Source organism: Pedobacter metabolipauper (assembly GCF_004362715.1).
Taxonomy (GTDB): Bacteria; Bacteroidota; Bacteroidia; order Sphingobacteriales; family Sphingobacteriaceae; genus Pedobacter; species Pedobacter metabolipauper.
This window is the reverse complement of sequence record NZ_SNYC01000005.1, coordinates 885,437-898,726: the sequence shown is the minus strand read 5'-3', so window position 1 is coordinate 898,726 and position 13,290 is coordinate 885,437. Positions and strand designations below refer to the sequence as shown.

Sequence of the window (13,290 nt, the reverse complement as noted above, 5' to 3'; positions counted from 1 at the left end):
ATTTTCACTAAATTACCCGCTGTCCTTAAAACTTAAATTAACTAAGCTCAAACTATGCAGTTTAAAATGGATCAGCAATCCTACAGGGACCTGAATGTATTTACCGAGTCGTCAGATTCTGCTGCACTATTTAGCTTATTTAAGCACACCAAGACATTAGGCGGACGGGAAAAGATGCTGGAAGTGATGCACAATCCTTCTTCTTCGATTGATGTTATCACGGCTCGTAAGGAATCTATCGCCTATTTCTGCAAACATCCCTTAGACCTGAAATTAAGCAGGGAAGAGCTGGATCTTACAGAACATTATTTAAAGAACAATAAGATCTTTTTAAGAAGCAACATCATAGATGCTACTTATGATTTTTTGAGTAATAAGCTGAAGGCAACCAATGATTACTACATCATTACCGTTGGCATTAAGTATATCGTCAAACTGTTAAATTATATTGCCGGATTTACAGAAGAACATTTTTCATCTGGTGTGCCAAAGTACCTGATCAGTTTGTCTGAAAAGATCAATACAATTATAGAAAGCGGGGGTCTTAAGAAAATACGGATGCTGGACCATGACCGGTTAAAATATTATCAGATCAGCCAGCTGGATCATCTGTTTCGCCGTAAAGAGAAAGACAGCATCAAAGCGATACTTGAATTGGCATATGAGCTGGATGTCTTTGAAACGGTGTCATTCGTGGCGCGTGACAAAGGATTTTGCTTTCCGGAGTATCTGGATTCAACTGCTGTTAAGGTCTCGATAGAAGGCTTATATCATCCGGCAATTAAAAATGCAGTCAGAAACGATCTTCGGCTTGAAAAAGAGAAGAACGTTGTCTTTCTAAGTGGTTCAAATATGGCCGGAAAGTCATCGCTGCTTAAATCATTGGGAATGTGTGTTTATCTGGCACATCTTGGTTTTCCAGTCCCGGCAGTCCGCATGGAAACCACTATTTTTAACGGACTGATCACTACCATCAATTTACCCGATAACCTGAACCAGGGGCTTAGTCATTATTACAGTGAAGTAAAGCGTGTTAAAGAAGCCGCGTCCACCCTATTAGGGAATGACCGGATGTTCATCATTTTTGATGAACTGTTTAGAGGAACCAACGTAAAGGATGCTTACGATGCATCTTTGCTGATCATTTCCGAGTTGTCGGCAATCAACAGTTCTGTGTTTTATATCTCCACGCATATTGTAGAACTTGCAGAAGCATTAAAGAACATCAGCAATATCTCGTTTAAATACATGGAAACCTTTTTTAATGACAGTAAGCCCGTGTTTACCTATCAATTGAGAGATGGGGTATCCACAGAGCGACTGGGAATGTATATTGTCGAAAATGAAGGGATCATTGACATTATCCGTGAAGCTGCACGCAGATGTAAAGACTAATAGTCTGCAGCTTTTGATTGGATCATTTTATTCAAAAGTTTGAATATTCCTTTTTGTGCATTTTCTGTTGCACAGTTCGCGATAATGATATAAGCTATGTTTTTATCCGTATTGATGAGCGTATAACAGTAAAATGTTCCTGCAGAACCAGCGTGTTCTGAAATTTGCTTGCCCTTACTGTTAACATTCAGCCATCCAATGGAATAGTCATTTTGTCCGTAATGCAGGTATTTATAAGTTTCCGATTTCAACAGGTTGTCTTTGCCATTTAAGCCGGATAAGTTTAACTGGATAAATTTTGCATAATCATCAATAGGCATACTGAGGTCACCGGCAGGCTCAATCAGGTTTAAATTATAGGCGGTTGTACCTGGAAGCGGTGTTAATACGCCGTTTTCTATCCAATGTCCCCAGGGCTGGATGGTGTTGGTTTTATTTGGCCAGCCAAATTTATAGTTCAGGTGCAGCTTTTTTGAGAGGATGTCATCAACCAGTTTTTCCCATGTCCTCCCGGATACTTTTTCCAGCATGGCTGCGGCTACGCTGTATCCTGCATTGGAATAGGAGTAGGCTGCATTGGTTTTTTGAACAGGTTCATCTTTTACCAGGTAGGCAACGAACTGGCTGCGGCGTTCTGAAACAGTACCTGTAAATTTCGGTAGTTTAACCAACTCCGTGCCGCTGGTATAGGGCTTAATTCTGGCCCGGTGAGACAGGCAATCGGCCAGCGTAATATCCAGATAAGCTGCATTGGCATCTTTTTTCAATTCAGGAAAAAGATCAAAGAACCGGGTATTCCAGCTGATTTTTTTTTGCACTACAAGGTATGCCGCAATAAACCCGGTTATGGCCTTTGTATTTGAGCCCAAATGGAAATAATCAGTGCTTTTCGCTTTGGTTGTGGTATTTTGAACGTCTGATCTATGAAAACCGAGTGTATTTGTAGTTAAAATGTGGTCTGCAGTTAAGATCACGTAGCTAAGCTCTGGTATTTGACTTTCGATGCGTATGCTGTCTGCCTGCCGTAACAAAAGTTGCCCTTTAACAGAGATGGAAAGCATCAGGATTCCTGCAGCAACGCAAAATTGCTTCATCAGATCTTACTTACGCCGCCAGAGCCTACGCCCTTTTTTTCAACAGAAGCATTTCCACTGTAATAAACGTGACCAGAACCAATGATGAATGCTGATATTGATCCGTCTACTTTCACATTCACATTTCCGGAGCCGCTGATCCGGGTGGATAGCTCATTTAATGAAAGCGTCTTTCCGTCTAATTTTCCAGACCCGCTAATGTTCACGCTGGCTTCGTCTGCTTTACCGCTAAGGGCTAAACTTCCGGAACCGCTGATCACGGCAACCAGTTCATCGGTGTCAATATTTGCTTTAATTGTTCCTGAGCCACTTAAAGTAGCAGCAAATTCTGTTGCATGAAGTGTGCCCTCTGCTTTGATGCTGCCGTTACCGCTCATGGTTAAGCTGGTAATGTCTTTTGCCGTTACGTAAGCAGTGATCTTTTTGTTCTCGTATTTTTTGGCCCAGCTGGTCCAGCTGTTTTTAGGACGGATAATTAATATATTTCCTTTAACTTCAGTAACCAGGGTTGAAATGGCTTCTGCATCCCCTTCAAATCTCAGACCTTCAGTACTGCCTAATTTAATGACTACGTCAATTGGCCCGCCTGAAACAACACCATTAAAGTTTTTTACATCCCGGTCTTCTTTAAAGGCTGATTTGCTGATCGTAATTTCTGATTTTGCAAAAGTGTGTATACCTGCTGCACAAATCATGGCACATAACAGGAAAGGAATTAATCTTTTCATTTTTGAACAGTATTGATTTAACTATAAGACGATGCAATCCTTAAAAAGTTGCGTCGCCTTAGAAATATAAAGCAATTTAACATTAAAAAATTGTAAATCAAGGCGATAAAATGGATTACTCTTCTTTGAAGGTTTCTACGGTATCGAATACAAACCTGATCGACTTCTCCGTCCTTTCTTCCTCCGCTAGTCCGGCAGTCCATTTCCCGTCTATAAACTTTAATACCATGCTGCTGGCTGTTGTGCTGCCATCTCTATTGGACATGCTGAGTTTATAAGAGGCATAGCCGCTATCCATTTTTTCATTAAATGTACATTCTGCTTTTTCGATCTGCATGCTGATGTCGCTCTTGTTGCCATCGGTATCTTCTGCTTTCAGGTCCATTTGTTTTTTATTGGGAAAAATAACCAATACCGTTTTCCACGGCAAACTTGAACCATCTGTTTGAAGAACTTTTGTACCTGTAAAGCGGATGATCTTGTCGCAGCTCCCGGGATCAACAGCTTTTTGTGAAGCTGCATGATCATCGTTTGAATTGGTAAAACTGCTCAATAGCAGCAGGCAGCCGCCAATTGTTATCGCTGAAAAAAAGTTTCTGATCATGATTTTTCTGCGTCTTTAAAAGTTTCAAAACTATCAAATTCTATGGTTACAGAAGATTCAGTTTGCTCACCTTCAGATGGTTTGGCGGTCCATTTTCCATCAATGATCTTTAAAGTAAAGGTCATCTTCTTTGCTGTGTCATCACCCTGTGGAATGGTGCATTTATAAACTGCATACCCGCCATCCATTTTTTCATTAATGGAGCACTCCATACTTTCGATGGTCATACTGAATCCGCCTTTTTGTCCATTCGCATCTTCACTGTTCAGATCAATCTGTTTCTTTTTAGGGAAAATGGTCAGCGTAGTTTTCATAGGTATTTCGGTACCATCTGTTTTGCGGACTTTACTTGCTGTAAATTTGATGATCTTATCGCAGTTATCTGTTGCTGCAGACTCTATTTGGGTTGGATGATCATTGTTTGTAGGAGTAAAACTGCTCAATAAAATTAAACTGCCGCTAAGGGCTAAGATGGAAAGTGATTTTGTGATCATGGTTAGGTTCTAAGAATTCAAGTGTTTTCAGCATTAAGATTCGGATAAGCGCAAATCGTTACATGAATGTATCAATTTATTTTAACTGTTAGTAAAGGAAACATCTTTTTTATTGTGTTAAATTTCAGTTATATTTTTAAAAGAAAATTAACCCATTTAATACTTTAGCGATAATATATGAGTACATTACAATGCAGAAGCCTAAGCTATTCTTGCACCCATTTCTATGTCTAAAGTAAAAAAAAGGGATCTGTTTCTGATCACAGATCAGGATGCCGCCTATCAAAACAAACAGGAGGAAAAACGCGATGCCGAATTAATTAGCGCAAATCAGGAATTAGCCTTTCAGATTGAAGAAAGAGAAGAAAGAGCAGCAGAGCTGATCATTGCAAATAAAGAACTTGCCTATCAGAATGTAGAAAAAGAAAAGCGTGCTGCAGAATTAGTCATTGCAAATAAAGAACTTGATTATCAAAGTAAAGAAAAGAAAGACCGTGCTGCCGAACTGGTTATCGCCAATAAAGAACTGGGTTTTCAAAATGAAGAAAAAGAGAACCGTGCTGCCGAACTGGCAATAGCCAATAAGGAGCTTGCTTATCAGAAGGAAGAGAAAAAGGACCGTGCGGCAGAACTGGTTATTGCCAATAAAGAGCTTGGTTTCCAAAATGAAGAGAAAGAGAATCGTGCTGCCGAGTTGATCATTGCGAATAAGGAACTTGTTTTTCAAAATGAAGAGAAAGAGAACCGTGCCGCAGAGCTGGTTATCGCCAATAAGGAACTTGTTTTTCAAAATGAAGAGAAAGAGAACCGTGCCGCTGAGTTGGTTATAGCCAATAAGGAACTGGCGTTTCAGAATGAAGAGAAAGAGAACCGTGCTGCCGAACTGGTCATCGCCAATAAAGAACTGGCCTTTCAGAATGAAGAGAAAGAGAACCGTGCAGCCGAACTGATCATTGCGAATAAAGAATTGGTATTCCAGAATGAAGAAAAAGAAAACCGTGCTGCCGAACTGGTCATCGCCAATAAAGAACTGGCCTTTCAGAATGAAGAGAAAGAGAACCGTGCTGCCGAACTGATCATTGCGAATAAGGAACTTTTATTTCAGAACGAAGAGAAAGAAAACCGTGCCGCGGAACTGGTCATTGCCAATAAGGAACTCGCTTTTCAAAATGAAGAGAAAGAAAATAGGGCTGCAGAGCTAATCATAGCCAATAAGGAACTCGCTTTTCAAAATGAAGAGAAGGAAAACAGAGCCGCAGAACTGATCGTTGCCAATAAAGAACTCGCGTTTCAAAATGTGGAGAAAGAGAACCGTGCTGCAGAATTGATCATTGCCAATGAAGACCTGAAAAAAGCAGAATCGCAGATTGTTGAATTAAATATTGGTCTGGAACAAAAGATCATAGAACGAACTGTACAGCTGGAAGCAGCGAATAAAGAAATGGAATCTTTTTCTTATTCGGTATCACACGATTTAAGGGCCCCACTCCGGGCAATTAATGGCTTTACACAAATCCTGGTAGAAGATTATCTGGATCAATTGGATTCAGACGCAAAAGAGGTGCTGGATGAAATAGTCAGCAACTCTATAAAAATGAGCGAACTGATTGATAACCTGCTTGAATTTTCACGGGTTGGTAAGCAGAACATTTCTATGGTTACCGTAGGGATCAAAGAACTCATAGAAAACATTATCTCAGAATTGAGACTGCAGTACCCGGACAGGGATGTTCAGTTAGACATGAAGCCACTTTGTGATATTAAAGGAGATAAGCACTTACTGAAGCAGGTATTTATTAACCTGATTTCCAATGCCTTTAAGTACACCGGAAAAACTAAAGATGCCATTATAGAGATCGGTTCTTATATTGAGGGGCCGCATTGTGTGTTTTATGTAAAAGACAACGGTGCCGGTTTTGATATGCAGTACTATGATAAGCTTTACGGTGTTTTTCAGCGCCTGCACAGCAGCAATGAGTTTGAAGGTACCGGGGTCGGACTAGCAATCATTAAACGGATCATTACCAAACACAATGGTAAGGTTTGGGCAGAAGGAAAAGTAAATGAAGGCGCTTGTTTCTACATTTCTCTTCCAAATACATAATTATACGATTATAAAAAGAATATACAAATCAATGCAGGATACAGCGATACAAATTCTACTGGTTGAAGATAACAAATCAGACGCCATGCTTACGATCAGGGCACTTAAAAAACATAACCTTGCCAACAACCTGATCCATTTAATTGATGGTGCCCAGGCACTTGACTTTATCTTTTGCAAAGGAGAGTTTGAAGGCAGGAACATGGACAATATGCCCAAGGTCATCTTTCTGGACCTAAAAATGCCAAAGGTGAGCGGCCTGGAAGTATTGCGGATCATTAAAAGCGATGAACGAACGCGGTTGATCCCGGTTGTGATGATGACCTCATCCAAGCAGGAGCAAGATATCTTAGAAAGCCATAAGCTGGGCGTAAACAGTTACGTAGTAAAGCCGGTAGGCTTTGATAATTTTTCAAAAACAATTGCTGAACTGGGCTTTTACTGGCTGGTAATCAACAATACCCCTCAAACATAATTTATATAATAAACCCCTCTATAATGAACTAAGAGAAATAATATGAATAAGTTGAGAATTTTACACCTTGAAGATGTACACAGTGATGCAGAACTGGTAAGCCGGTTCCTGAGAAAAAGCAAGCTTGATTTTGTTGGATTGGTAGTAGATAACCGGGAGAATTTTATTAAGGGATTATCAGAGTTTATGCCTGATGTGGTCCTTTCAGATCATTCTCTGCCATCCTTTAACTCCTATGAAGCGCTGTCTATTTTTCAGAAAACAGGCTTAAAGATCCCTTTCATTCTGATCACGGCGACCATTTCCGAAGAGTTTGCTGTTGACATCATTAAAAGAGGAGCAGATGATTACATTTTAAAGGACAGGCTGGAACGGTTACCAACAGCCTTACAAAATGCCCTTGATAAATTTGGCCTGATCAAGGACCATCAGAAAAATCTGGAAGAACTGATCCGCAATGAAACCCTGTTCCGTGCATTGATTGAAAATAGTCACGATGCGATCACCCTGTTCAATGAAAACGGAGAATGGGTATACCAGAGTCCTTCGGTAGAGAGACTTACCGGATTTTCTTTTATAGAACTTGCCGGCAAAAAGGTAAGTACTTATATCCATGCTGATGATCAGTTGAATTATGTGGCCGTTTTAGACCGGCTGCGGATGTTTCCGGATGTTCCGGTCCCGTTCCGTTTTAGGTTTTTGCATAAACAGGGACACTTTATTTCTGCAGAAGGAACGATCACAAACCTGCTTAAAGACGAGAGCATCAATGCGTTCATTATGAATTATAGTGACAATACAGAGCGGATACAGGCAGAAAATGAAAGAAGATCATTGGAAGAACTTTTAGATAAAGCCAATAACCTGGCTCGGATAGGGAGTTATGAACTTGATCTGGTAAATAATACCCTGTACTGGTCCGCGGTGACCAAAGAAATCCACGAGGTTGAAAATGATTATCAGCCAGATTTGCAAACGGCGGTTGACTTTTATAAAGAAGGCCTAAACCGGAAAGCCATCATGCAAAACATGAGTGAAGCCATTTCAGACGGAATTACAGTAGATCTGGAATTGGAAATTGTAACTGCTAAGGGTAACGATCGCTGGATCCGCATTATTGGAGAGGCAGAATTCTTACATGGTAAATGCATTAAACTGGGTGGAAGTTTTCAGGATATTGACGTAAGGAAACGGGCAGAAATTGAAGCTTTAAAAGCTGCACAAGAAAAGAACCTGATTCTCGAAAGTATTAAAGACGGTTTTTATGCATTGGATCATGACTGGATAATAACCTACTGGAACAAAGAAGCAGAGCACATTCTAGGTAAAAAACGCGAAGATGTAATTGGAAAGAATCTTTGGGATATTTATCAGGATGCAATTGGCACAATTTCTTACATTAAGCTTTATCAGTCTGCCAGAGAAAATAACATGCAGCATTACGAGCGTTTTAATAATGAACTGAATATTTGGTTAGAAATTAGTATCTACCCGTCCCCAAATGGTCTGTCTGTGTTCTTCAAAGATATTACAGAGCGTAAACTGGCAGATTTGGAACGCATTAAAATGATGGATGATATTTTGCACCGGAACAGGGATCTGGAGCAATTTTCTTACATCGTTTCTCATAACCTGCGCGCACCTGTTGCCAATATTATCGGCCTGACAGCAGAATTGAGTGAGCATGCCGCAGTTTCAGATGAGGTAAAAGATCTGAATAAATTTCTATCTGCATCCGTAAATCAGCTGGATAATGTAATTCGGGACCTGAATCACGTTTTGCAGGTTAAGGGACAAATCGGTGAAAAAAAAGAGAAAGTGGTACTCTCAAAAATTATCAATGAAATTTTATTCAGCATTAAAGATCTGGTTGACTTAGAAAATGTAGAGATCAGGATGGACTTTAGTGCGGGAGATGAATTATCGACCCTTAAAAGTTATTTATACAGCATCTTTTATAACCTGATCGCAAATAGCATTAAATACAGGCAACCGGGAACATTGCCTGTTATTGAAATTAAAAGTGAAACTACAGAAGATTCTTTGCTCATTACCTTTAAAGACAATGGAATTGGAATTGATCTTGAAAAATATAGTGAACAAGTTTTTGGTCTCTATAAACGTTTTCATCAGCATGTGGAAGGTAAGGGGATGGGCTTGTTCATGGTTAAAACCCAGGTAGAAGCATTGGGTGGTTTTATTACCATCAATAGTTCAGTTGATCAGGGAACGGAGTTTACACTTGAGTTTCTCAATACATTAAACGAGTTTTAGAATTGATCTGATTTTATCTCCCAATTCTCAGTAAGATAGGAAATTGCACGGCTTTCTGCAGGTCAGCACCCCATGCTTTTTTAAGGTCTTCATGTATAAGTTCTAAAGGATTGGAGCCATTTGCTTTTTTATAGTGCTGCAAAGATGACCAGGTATTCAAATACCCAATCAGCTGTTCAAAATTCCAGGAAGCTTTAATGAAGAACGAAGGCGCTGTCATCTCTTCAAAAGGAAACGGGATGGTTTTGTACTGCTGCTCAATGTAACGGCGTTCTTCATCCCAGTACTTTCCTAAAATATCATCATACAATTTGGTAATCACTACATCAACTTTTTCATCAATCTGCATTACCGTATAACCCAAAGCAGCGAAAATACCGCCAGGTTTTAAGGTTCTTTTTACTTCTGCATAAAAGGCATCAAACTGAAACCAGTGAATAGCCTGGGCAACGGTGATTAAATCAAAGGTACTATCGTTAAAGGAACTGTGTTCTGAAGGTTCCTTTAAATAAGATATGTTATCCAGCCGGGCGGCATTTTTTAATTGATTTTCACTAATGTCTGTACCAAAAACCTGCTTAAAATGTTTGGCCAGTTCCCGGGCTACTTGTCCGTTGCCGGTTGCGCAATCCCAGGCGATATCCTTTTCTTTAACGAAGGATAAAATAAAGTCGAACACCTCTTTTGGGTATGTCGGCCTAAACTGTGCATATTCTGCCGACTGGGTTGAAAAATTATCTTTCATTGCACGTAAATCTTTTATGTTTGTATAGAACGCTTACTATCAAATTTACGACTAAAGTACGGATGCATGAATAAAACGGTAGAAGTTATTGAAAAGGATGAAATTAAAGATGTTGAATACAGACTGAAATCTATTTTTGGCGGTTCCATTGGCAATCTGGTAGAGTGGTACGATTGGTATAGCTATTCTGCATTTGCATTATATTTCTCTCCGGTGTTCTTCCCAAACAGTAATCCAACTGCCCAGCTTTTGGATACGGCAGGTATTTTTGCTGTAGGCTTTTTAATGCGTCCAATAGGGGGATGGTTGTTTGGCGGCATTGCAGATAAATATGGCAGAAAAAGATCAATGGCTTTATCGGTACTGATCATGGCTATTGGTTCGTTAATTATTGGCTTAACGCCAGGATACAATCAGATCGGAATTGCTGCACCATTCTTACTTCTTTTTGCCCGGCTAATTCAAGGCCTGAGCACGGGTGGTGAATATGGAACGTCAGCTACGTATTTAAGTGAAATGGCGACTAAAAAACATCGTGGATTTTATTCCAGTTTTCAATATGTTACATTAATCGGCGGACAGCTATTGGCACTCGGAATTCAATTGATCTTACAAAACTGGCTGCTTACTTCTGAAGAGTTACACGCCTGGGGTTGGCGCATTCCTTTTTTCATAGGTGCCATACTTTCCTTTATCGCTTTATATTTAAGAAGGCACATTGCGGAAACTGCGGTTTTTAACGCACAGAAAACAGTAGTTGCAGAGAAAACAGGGATCAGGGCATTATTAAAATATCCCAAAGAAGTTTTAACAGTAATGGGCTTAACGCTTGGTGGCACCATTGCGTTTTACACCTTCAGTACGTACATGCAGAAATTTTTAGTGAATACGGTTCATCTGAGTAAGGAGAAGTCGACTATCTTGTCTTTTTCTTCTCTATTGATATTCGCTATTTTACAGCCTTTATTTGGTTTGTTATCTGATAAAATTGGCAGAAAACCCTTGCTGATCGGTTTTGGTGTTTTGGGTACTTTGTGTACATATCCAATTTTAATCACATTAACTTCAGAAACCAATACTACACTTATCTTTTTATTGATGATCGGTGCCTTAATTATCGTTAGCGGTTATACCAGCATTAATGCAGTCGTAAAAGCGGAATTGTTTCCGGCACATATCCGGGCTTTAGGTGTTGGACTTCCATATGCATTAACTGTCGCCATCTTTGGGGGAACGGCTGAGTACCTTGCTTTATGGTTTAAAGGTATTGGCCATGAAAGTTATTTTTACTGGTATGTCAGTTTTTGCATTTTAATCTCGCTGGTGTTGTATACGACCATGAAGGATACGAAGCATCATTCAAAAATTGAAGATTAGTGTTTCCCCCAGGAGGGTCTACCGAAAATCGATCACTATTTTTAACATTTAATTTGCATCCCATCCAAAATTAATTACTTTTGCCCCACTCTGGTAATTTTTATAATTACTTAGCCATGGGGGATTAGCTCAGCTGGCTAGAGCGCTTGCCTGGCAGGCAAGAGGTCAGCGGTTCGACTCCGCTATTCTCCACCAAAAGAAGCCTTTCAGAATTAACTGAAAGGCTTCTTTATTTGAACTAATTTTCATTTTCTTCCATCTCTTCAAGAAGCTTTATTGTAGAAGCAAAGGCTTTTCCACCGAAGCTTTCAAGTATTGTTCTAACCCATGGGCGATGAATGTTTTTGTAAGTGGCAGTTGTAAAAAGGTAAATAGAGATCACTGTAAAAAAAGCAACAACGCTGAGATTGATGATCCAAAATGGTGTGCTGCCATTTGCAACCAGGTCATCATTGTACCAAAATGTACAATAAAAAGGAGCCTGTAAAAACAAGACCCTTCCTTCATTGATGAAGGAGATCTGCAGCGCTGAAATTTTCCGCTGTGTCTCTTTGACACTGCAAGTTAAGTCAACCTGGTTTACCATAACCAAATGCCTTAAATAAATGGCAACTGCATAAACATTGAAAAGACCAATGAAGCCAACGGAGATCAAAAAGTAAGTGTTGCTTCGTGAATTTGCCAACAGAAAAACCAGCAGTGCAACCCATAAAATACCGATCACTATGGTGGTAATATGAGATCTTTTAAAAGCGTTGATCCTGTGCTCTATCTTTTGAAGCAGCATTTGTCTAATGATTTTCCGGTTTAGCTGGATAGATTGTTCCAGCTTTTTATCATAATTATCCCAGAGTTGTCTGATTGCTAATTCTTCCATGTTAATATGTATTTATTGTTGAAAATCTTTGTTTTAGTTTCCCTTTAATCCGGTTAATCCTGGTTCTTACATTAGTTTCTGATAAGCCGAGGATCTCTGCCATCTCCTTCCCGTTTTTGTCTTCCAGATAAAGTAACATCAGTGCTTTATCAAGCCTGTTCAGTTCATTTATAAATTGCTGTAGTAACCATAGGTTTTGTTCCGTTTCTATTTGCATTTCAGGTGCACTGAACTCCAGCATGTTTTCTGAAAATGGCAGCCTCCGGGCAGCTTCGCGCTTATCCTTCCTGTAGGAAGATATAGATACATTCAGCGCTACCCGGTACATCCATGTTGAGACTTGACTCTGTCTGTTGAAACTGTGAAAAGAACGCCAAAGCTGGAAAATGATCTCCTGTACCAGATCTTTTCTATCGTCCCCATCCTTTTTATAGGAGTTGGCAATCTTATAGATCAGCCCCTTATGCTGATCAATTACGGCTATAAATTCATCTTCAGGGCTGAGTGCTCTCATTATTCTTCTGTTGATATTAAAGATAGTTTTTAAATATGCCTAGTTAATCGCATGGAACTAAAAAATGTCACACAATGAAGAGATGGAACCAAAACAAATCCGTGTATATTGAGTTGTAATTATAATATATACAGGAATAAAACTCCCTGCTTTATAATTATGCGAAAGAAACCTGCAATAGAAGTGAAATGACAACTGTTAAAATTTCAGACGACCAATCTCATTGGATGGGAATGGATGATTACGAGATCATACTTACAGAAAGCGGTCATGCTATTGAACTAAAGTATCTTGGTGAACCGCCTCATGGAGACTCCTATCATTCTTTAAATGTCGATGGCCTGCAGCTTGAGGGTTTTTTCTGGGGATGTAATTTTATCTTTCCAGACCAGCAAAAATATATGGTCTGTTCATGGATGGAGAAATTATATGAAAGAAAAACGATTGTGGTCAATCTGTCTGCTAAAAGCACATACCTCATGAGCGATTATTGGTACGATTATAAGGTGAATGGTGATGTTTTAATTTTTGAGAACAATAACTTCGGGACCACAACACGTCTTGAAATTAAAAATATACAGAATTTACCATTCAATATTAAGTAATGGA

Annotated in this window: 13 protein-coding genes and 1 tRNA gene; 7 read left to right on the top strand and 7 right to left on the bottom strand. The window is 39.5% G+C overall.

The window, feature by feature from the left end; genetic code table 11:
• Positions 1–54: 54 nt before the first annotated feature.
• Positions 55–1,395 (top strand): MutS-related protein, encoded by a 1,341-nt coding sequence (locus ATK78_RS16220; protein ID WP_133577155.1) that lies wholly within the window; start codon positions 55–57, stop codon positions 1,393–1,395.
• Here ATK78_RS16220 and ATK78_RS16215 read toward each other — a convergent pair.
• From ATK78_RS16215 to ATK78_RS16200, 4 genes are all read right to left on the bottom strand, one after another.
• Positions 1,392–2,489 (bottom strand): serine hydrolase domain-containing protein, encoded by a 1,098-nt coding sequence (locus ATK78_RS16215; protein ID WP_133577154.1) that lies wholly within the window; start codon positions 2,487–2,489, stop codon positions 1,392–1,394. The two genes, ATK78_RS16220 and ATK78_RS16215, sit on opposite strands and share 4 nt — an antisense overlap.
• On the bottom strand, positions 2,489–3,217 hold the full coding sequence (locus tag ATK78_RS16210; protein ID WP_133577153.1) for a head GIN domain-containing protein: 729 nt from the start codon (positions 3,215–3,217) through the stop codon (positions 2,489–2,491). The genes ATK78_RS16215 and ATK78_RS16210 overlap by 1 nt, the downstream gene beginning before the upstream one ends.
• A gap of 115 nt (positions 3,218–3,332) precedes the next feature.
• Positions 3,333–3,821, bottom strand: a complete 489-nt coding sequence (locus ATK78_RS16205; RefSeq protein WP_133577152.1) for a hypothetical protein — start codon at positions 3,819–3,821, stop codon at positions 3,333–3,335.
• Positions 3,818–4,315 (bottom strand): hypothetical protein, encoded by a 498-nt coding sequence (locus ATK78_RS16200; RefSeq protein ID WP_133577151.1) that lies wholly within the window; start codon positions 4,313–4,315, stop codon positions 3,818–3,820. The genes ATK78_RS16205 and ATK78_RS16200 overlap by 4 nt, the downstream gene beginning before the upstream one ends.
• Before the next feature lie 226 nt (positions 4,316–4,541).
• Here ATK78_RS16200 and ATK78_RS22925 point away from each other — a divergent pair, with 226 nt between their 5' ends.
• From ATK78_RS22925 to ATK78_RS16185, 3 genes are read left to right on the top strand one after another with little or no spacing between them, the layout of a single operon-like run.
• On the top strand, positions 4,542–6,419 hold the full coding sequence (locus tag ATK78_RS22925) for a sensor histidine kinase (RefSeq protein ID WP_133577150.1): 1,878 nt from the start codon (positions 4,542–4,544) through the stop codon (positions 6,417–6,419).
• Between the two features lie 31 nt (positions 6,420–6,450).
• Positions 6,451–6,894: a response regulator gene (locus ATK78_RS16190; protein WP_133577149.1), complete on the top strand. Its 444-nt coding sequence runs from the start codon at positions 6,451–6,453 to the stop codon at positions 6,892–6,894.
• 42 nt (positions 6,895–6,936) lie between these two features.
• Entirely contained in the window at positions 6,937–9,168 is a 2,232-nt protein-coding gene (locus ATK78_RS16185; RefSeq protein ID WP_133577148.1) for a PAS domain S-box protein, read from the top strand.
• A gap of 13 nt (positions 9,169–9,181) precedes the next feature.
• Here the strand turns inward: ATK78_RS16185 and ATK78_RS16180 are convergent, their stop codons facing one another.
• Positions 9,182–9,913, bottom strand: coding sequence for a class I SAM-dependent methyltransferase (locus tag ATK78_RS16180; protein WP_133577147.1), 732 nt, complete (start codon positions 9,911–9,913; stop codon positions 9,182–9,184).
• A gap of 66 nt (positions 9,914–9,979) precedes the next feature.
• Between ATK78_RS16180 and ATK78_RS16175 the strand changes: the two genes are divergently transcribed.
• Complete coding sequence (locus ATK78_RS16175; RefSeq protein WP_133577146.1) at positions 9,980–11,290, top strand: MFS transporter; 1,311 nt, start codon at positions 9,980–9,982, stop codon at positions 11,288–11,290.
• 118 nt (positions 11,291–11,408) lie between these two features.
• Positions 11,409–11,485, top strand: a tRNA-Ala gene (locus tag ATK78_RS16170).
• Positions 11,486–11,528: 43 nt separating this feature from the next.
• Here ATK78_RS16170 and ATK78_RS16165 read toward each other — a convergent pair.
• On the bottom strand, positions 11,529–12,167 hold the full coding sequence (locus ATK78_RS16165) for a hypothetical protein (RefSeq protein ID WP_133577145.1): 639 nt from the start codon (positions 12,165–12,167) through the stop codon (positions 11,529–11,531).
• 1 nt (position 12,168) lies between these two features.
• Positions 12,169–12,681, bottom strand: a complete 513-nt coding sequence (locus tag ATK78_RS16160) for an RNA polymerase sigma factor (RefSeq protein WP_133577144.1) — start codon at positions 12,679–12,681, stop codon at positions 12,169–12,171.
• A gap of 188 nt (positions 12,682–12,869) precedes the next feature.
• Here ATK78_RS16160 and ATK78_RS16155 point away from each other — a divergent pair, with 188 nt between their 5' ends.
• Positions 12,870–13,286 (top strand): hypothetical protein, encoded by a 417-nt coding sequence (locus ATK78_RS16155; protein WP_133577143.1) that lies wholly within the window; start codon positions 12,870–12,872, stop codon positions 13,284–13,286.
• Positions 13,287–13,290 lie beyond the last annotated feature (4 nt).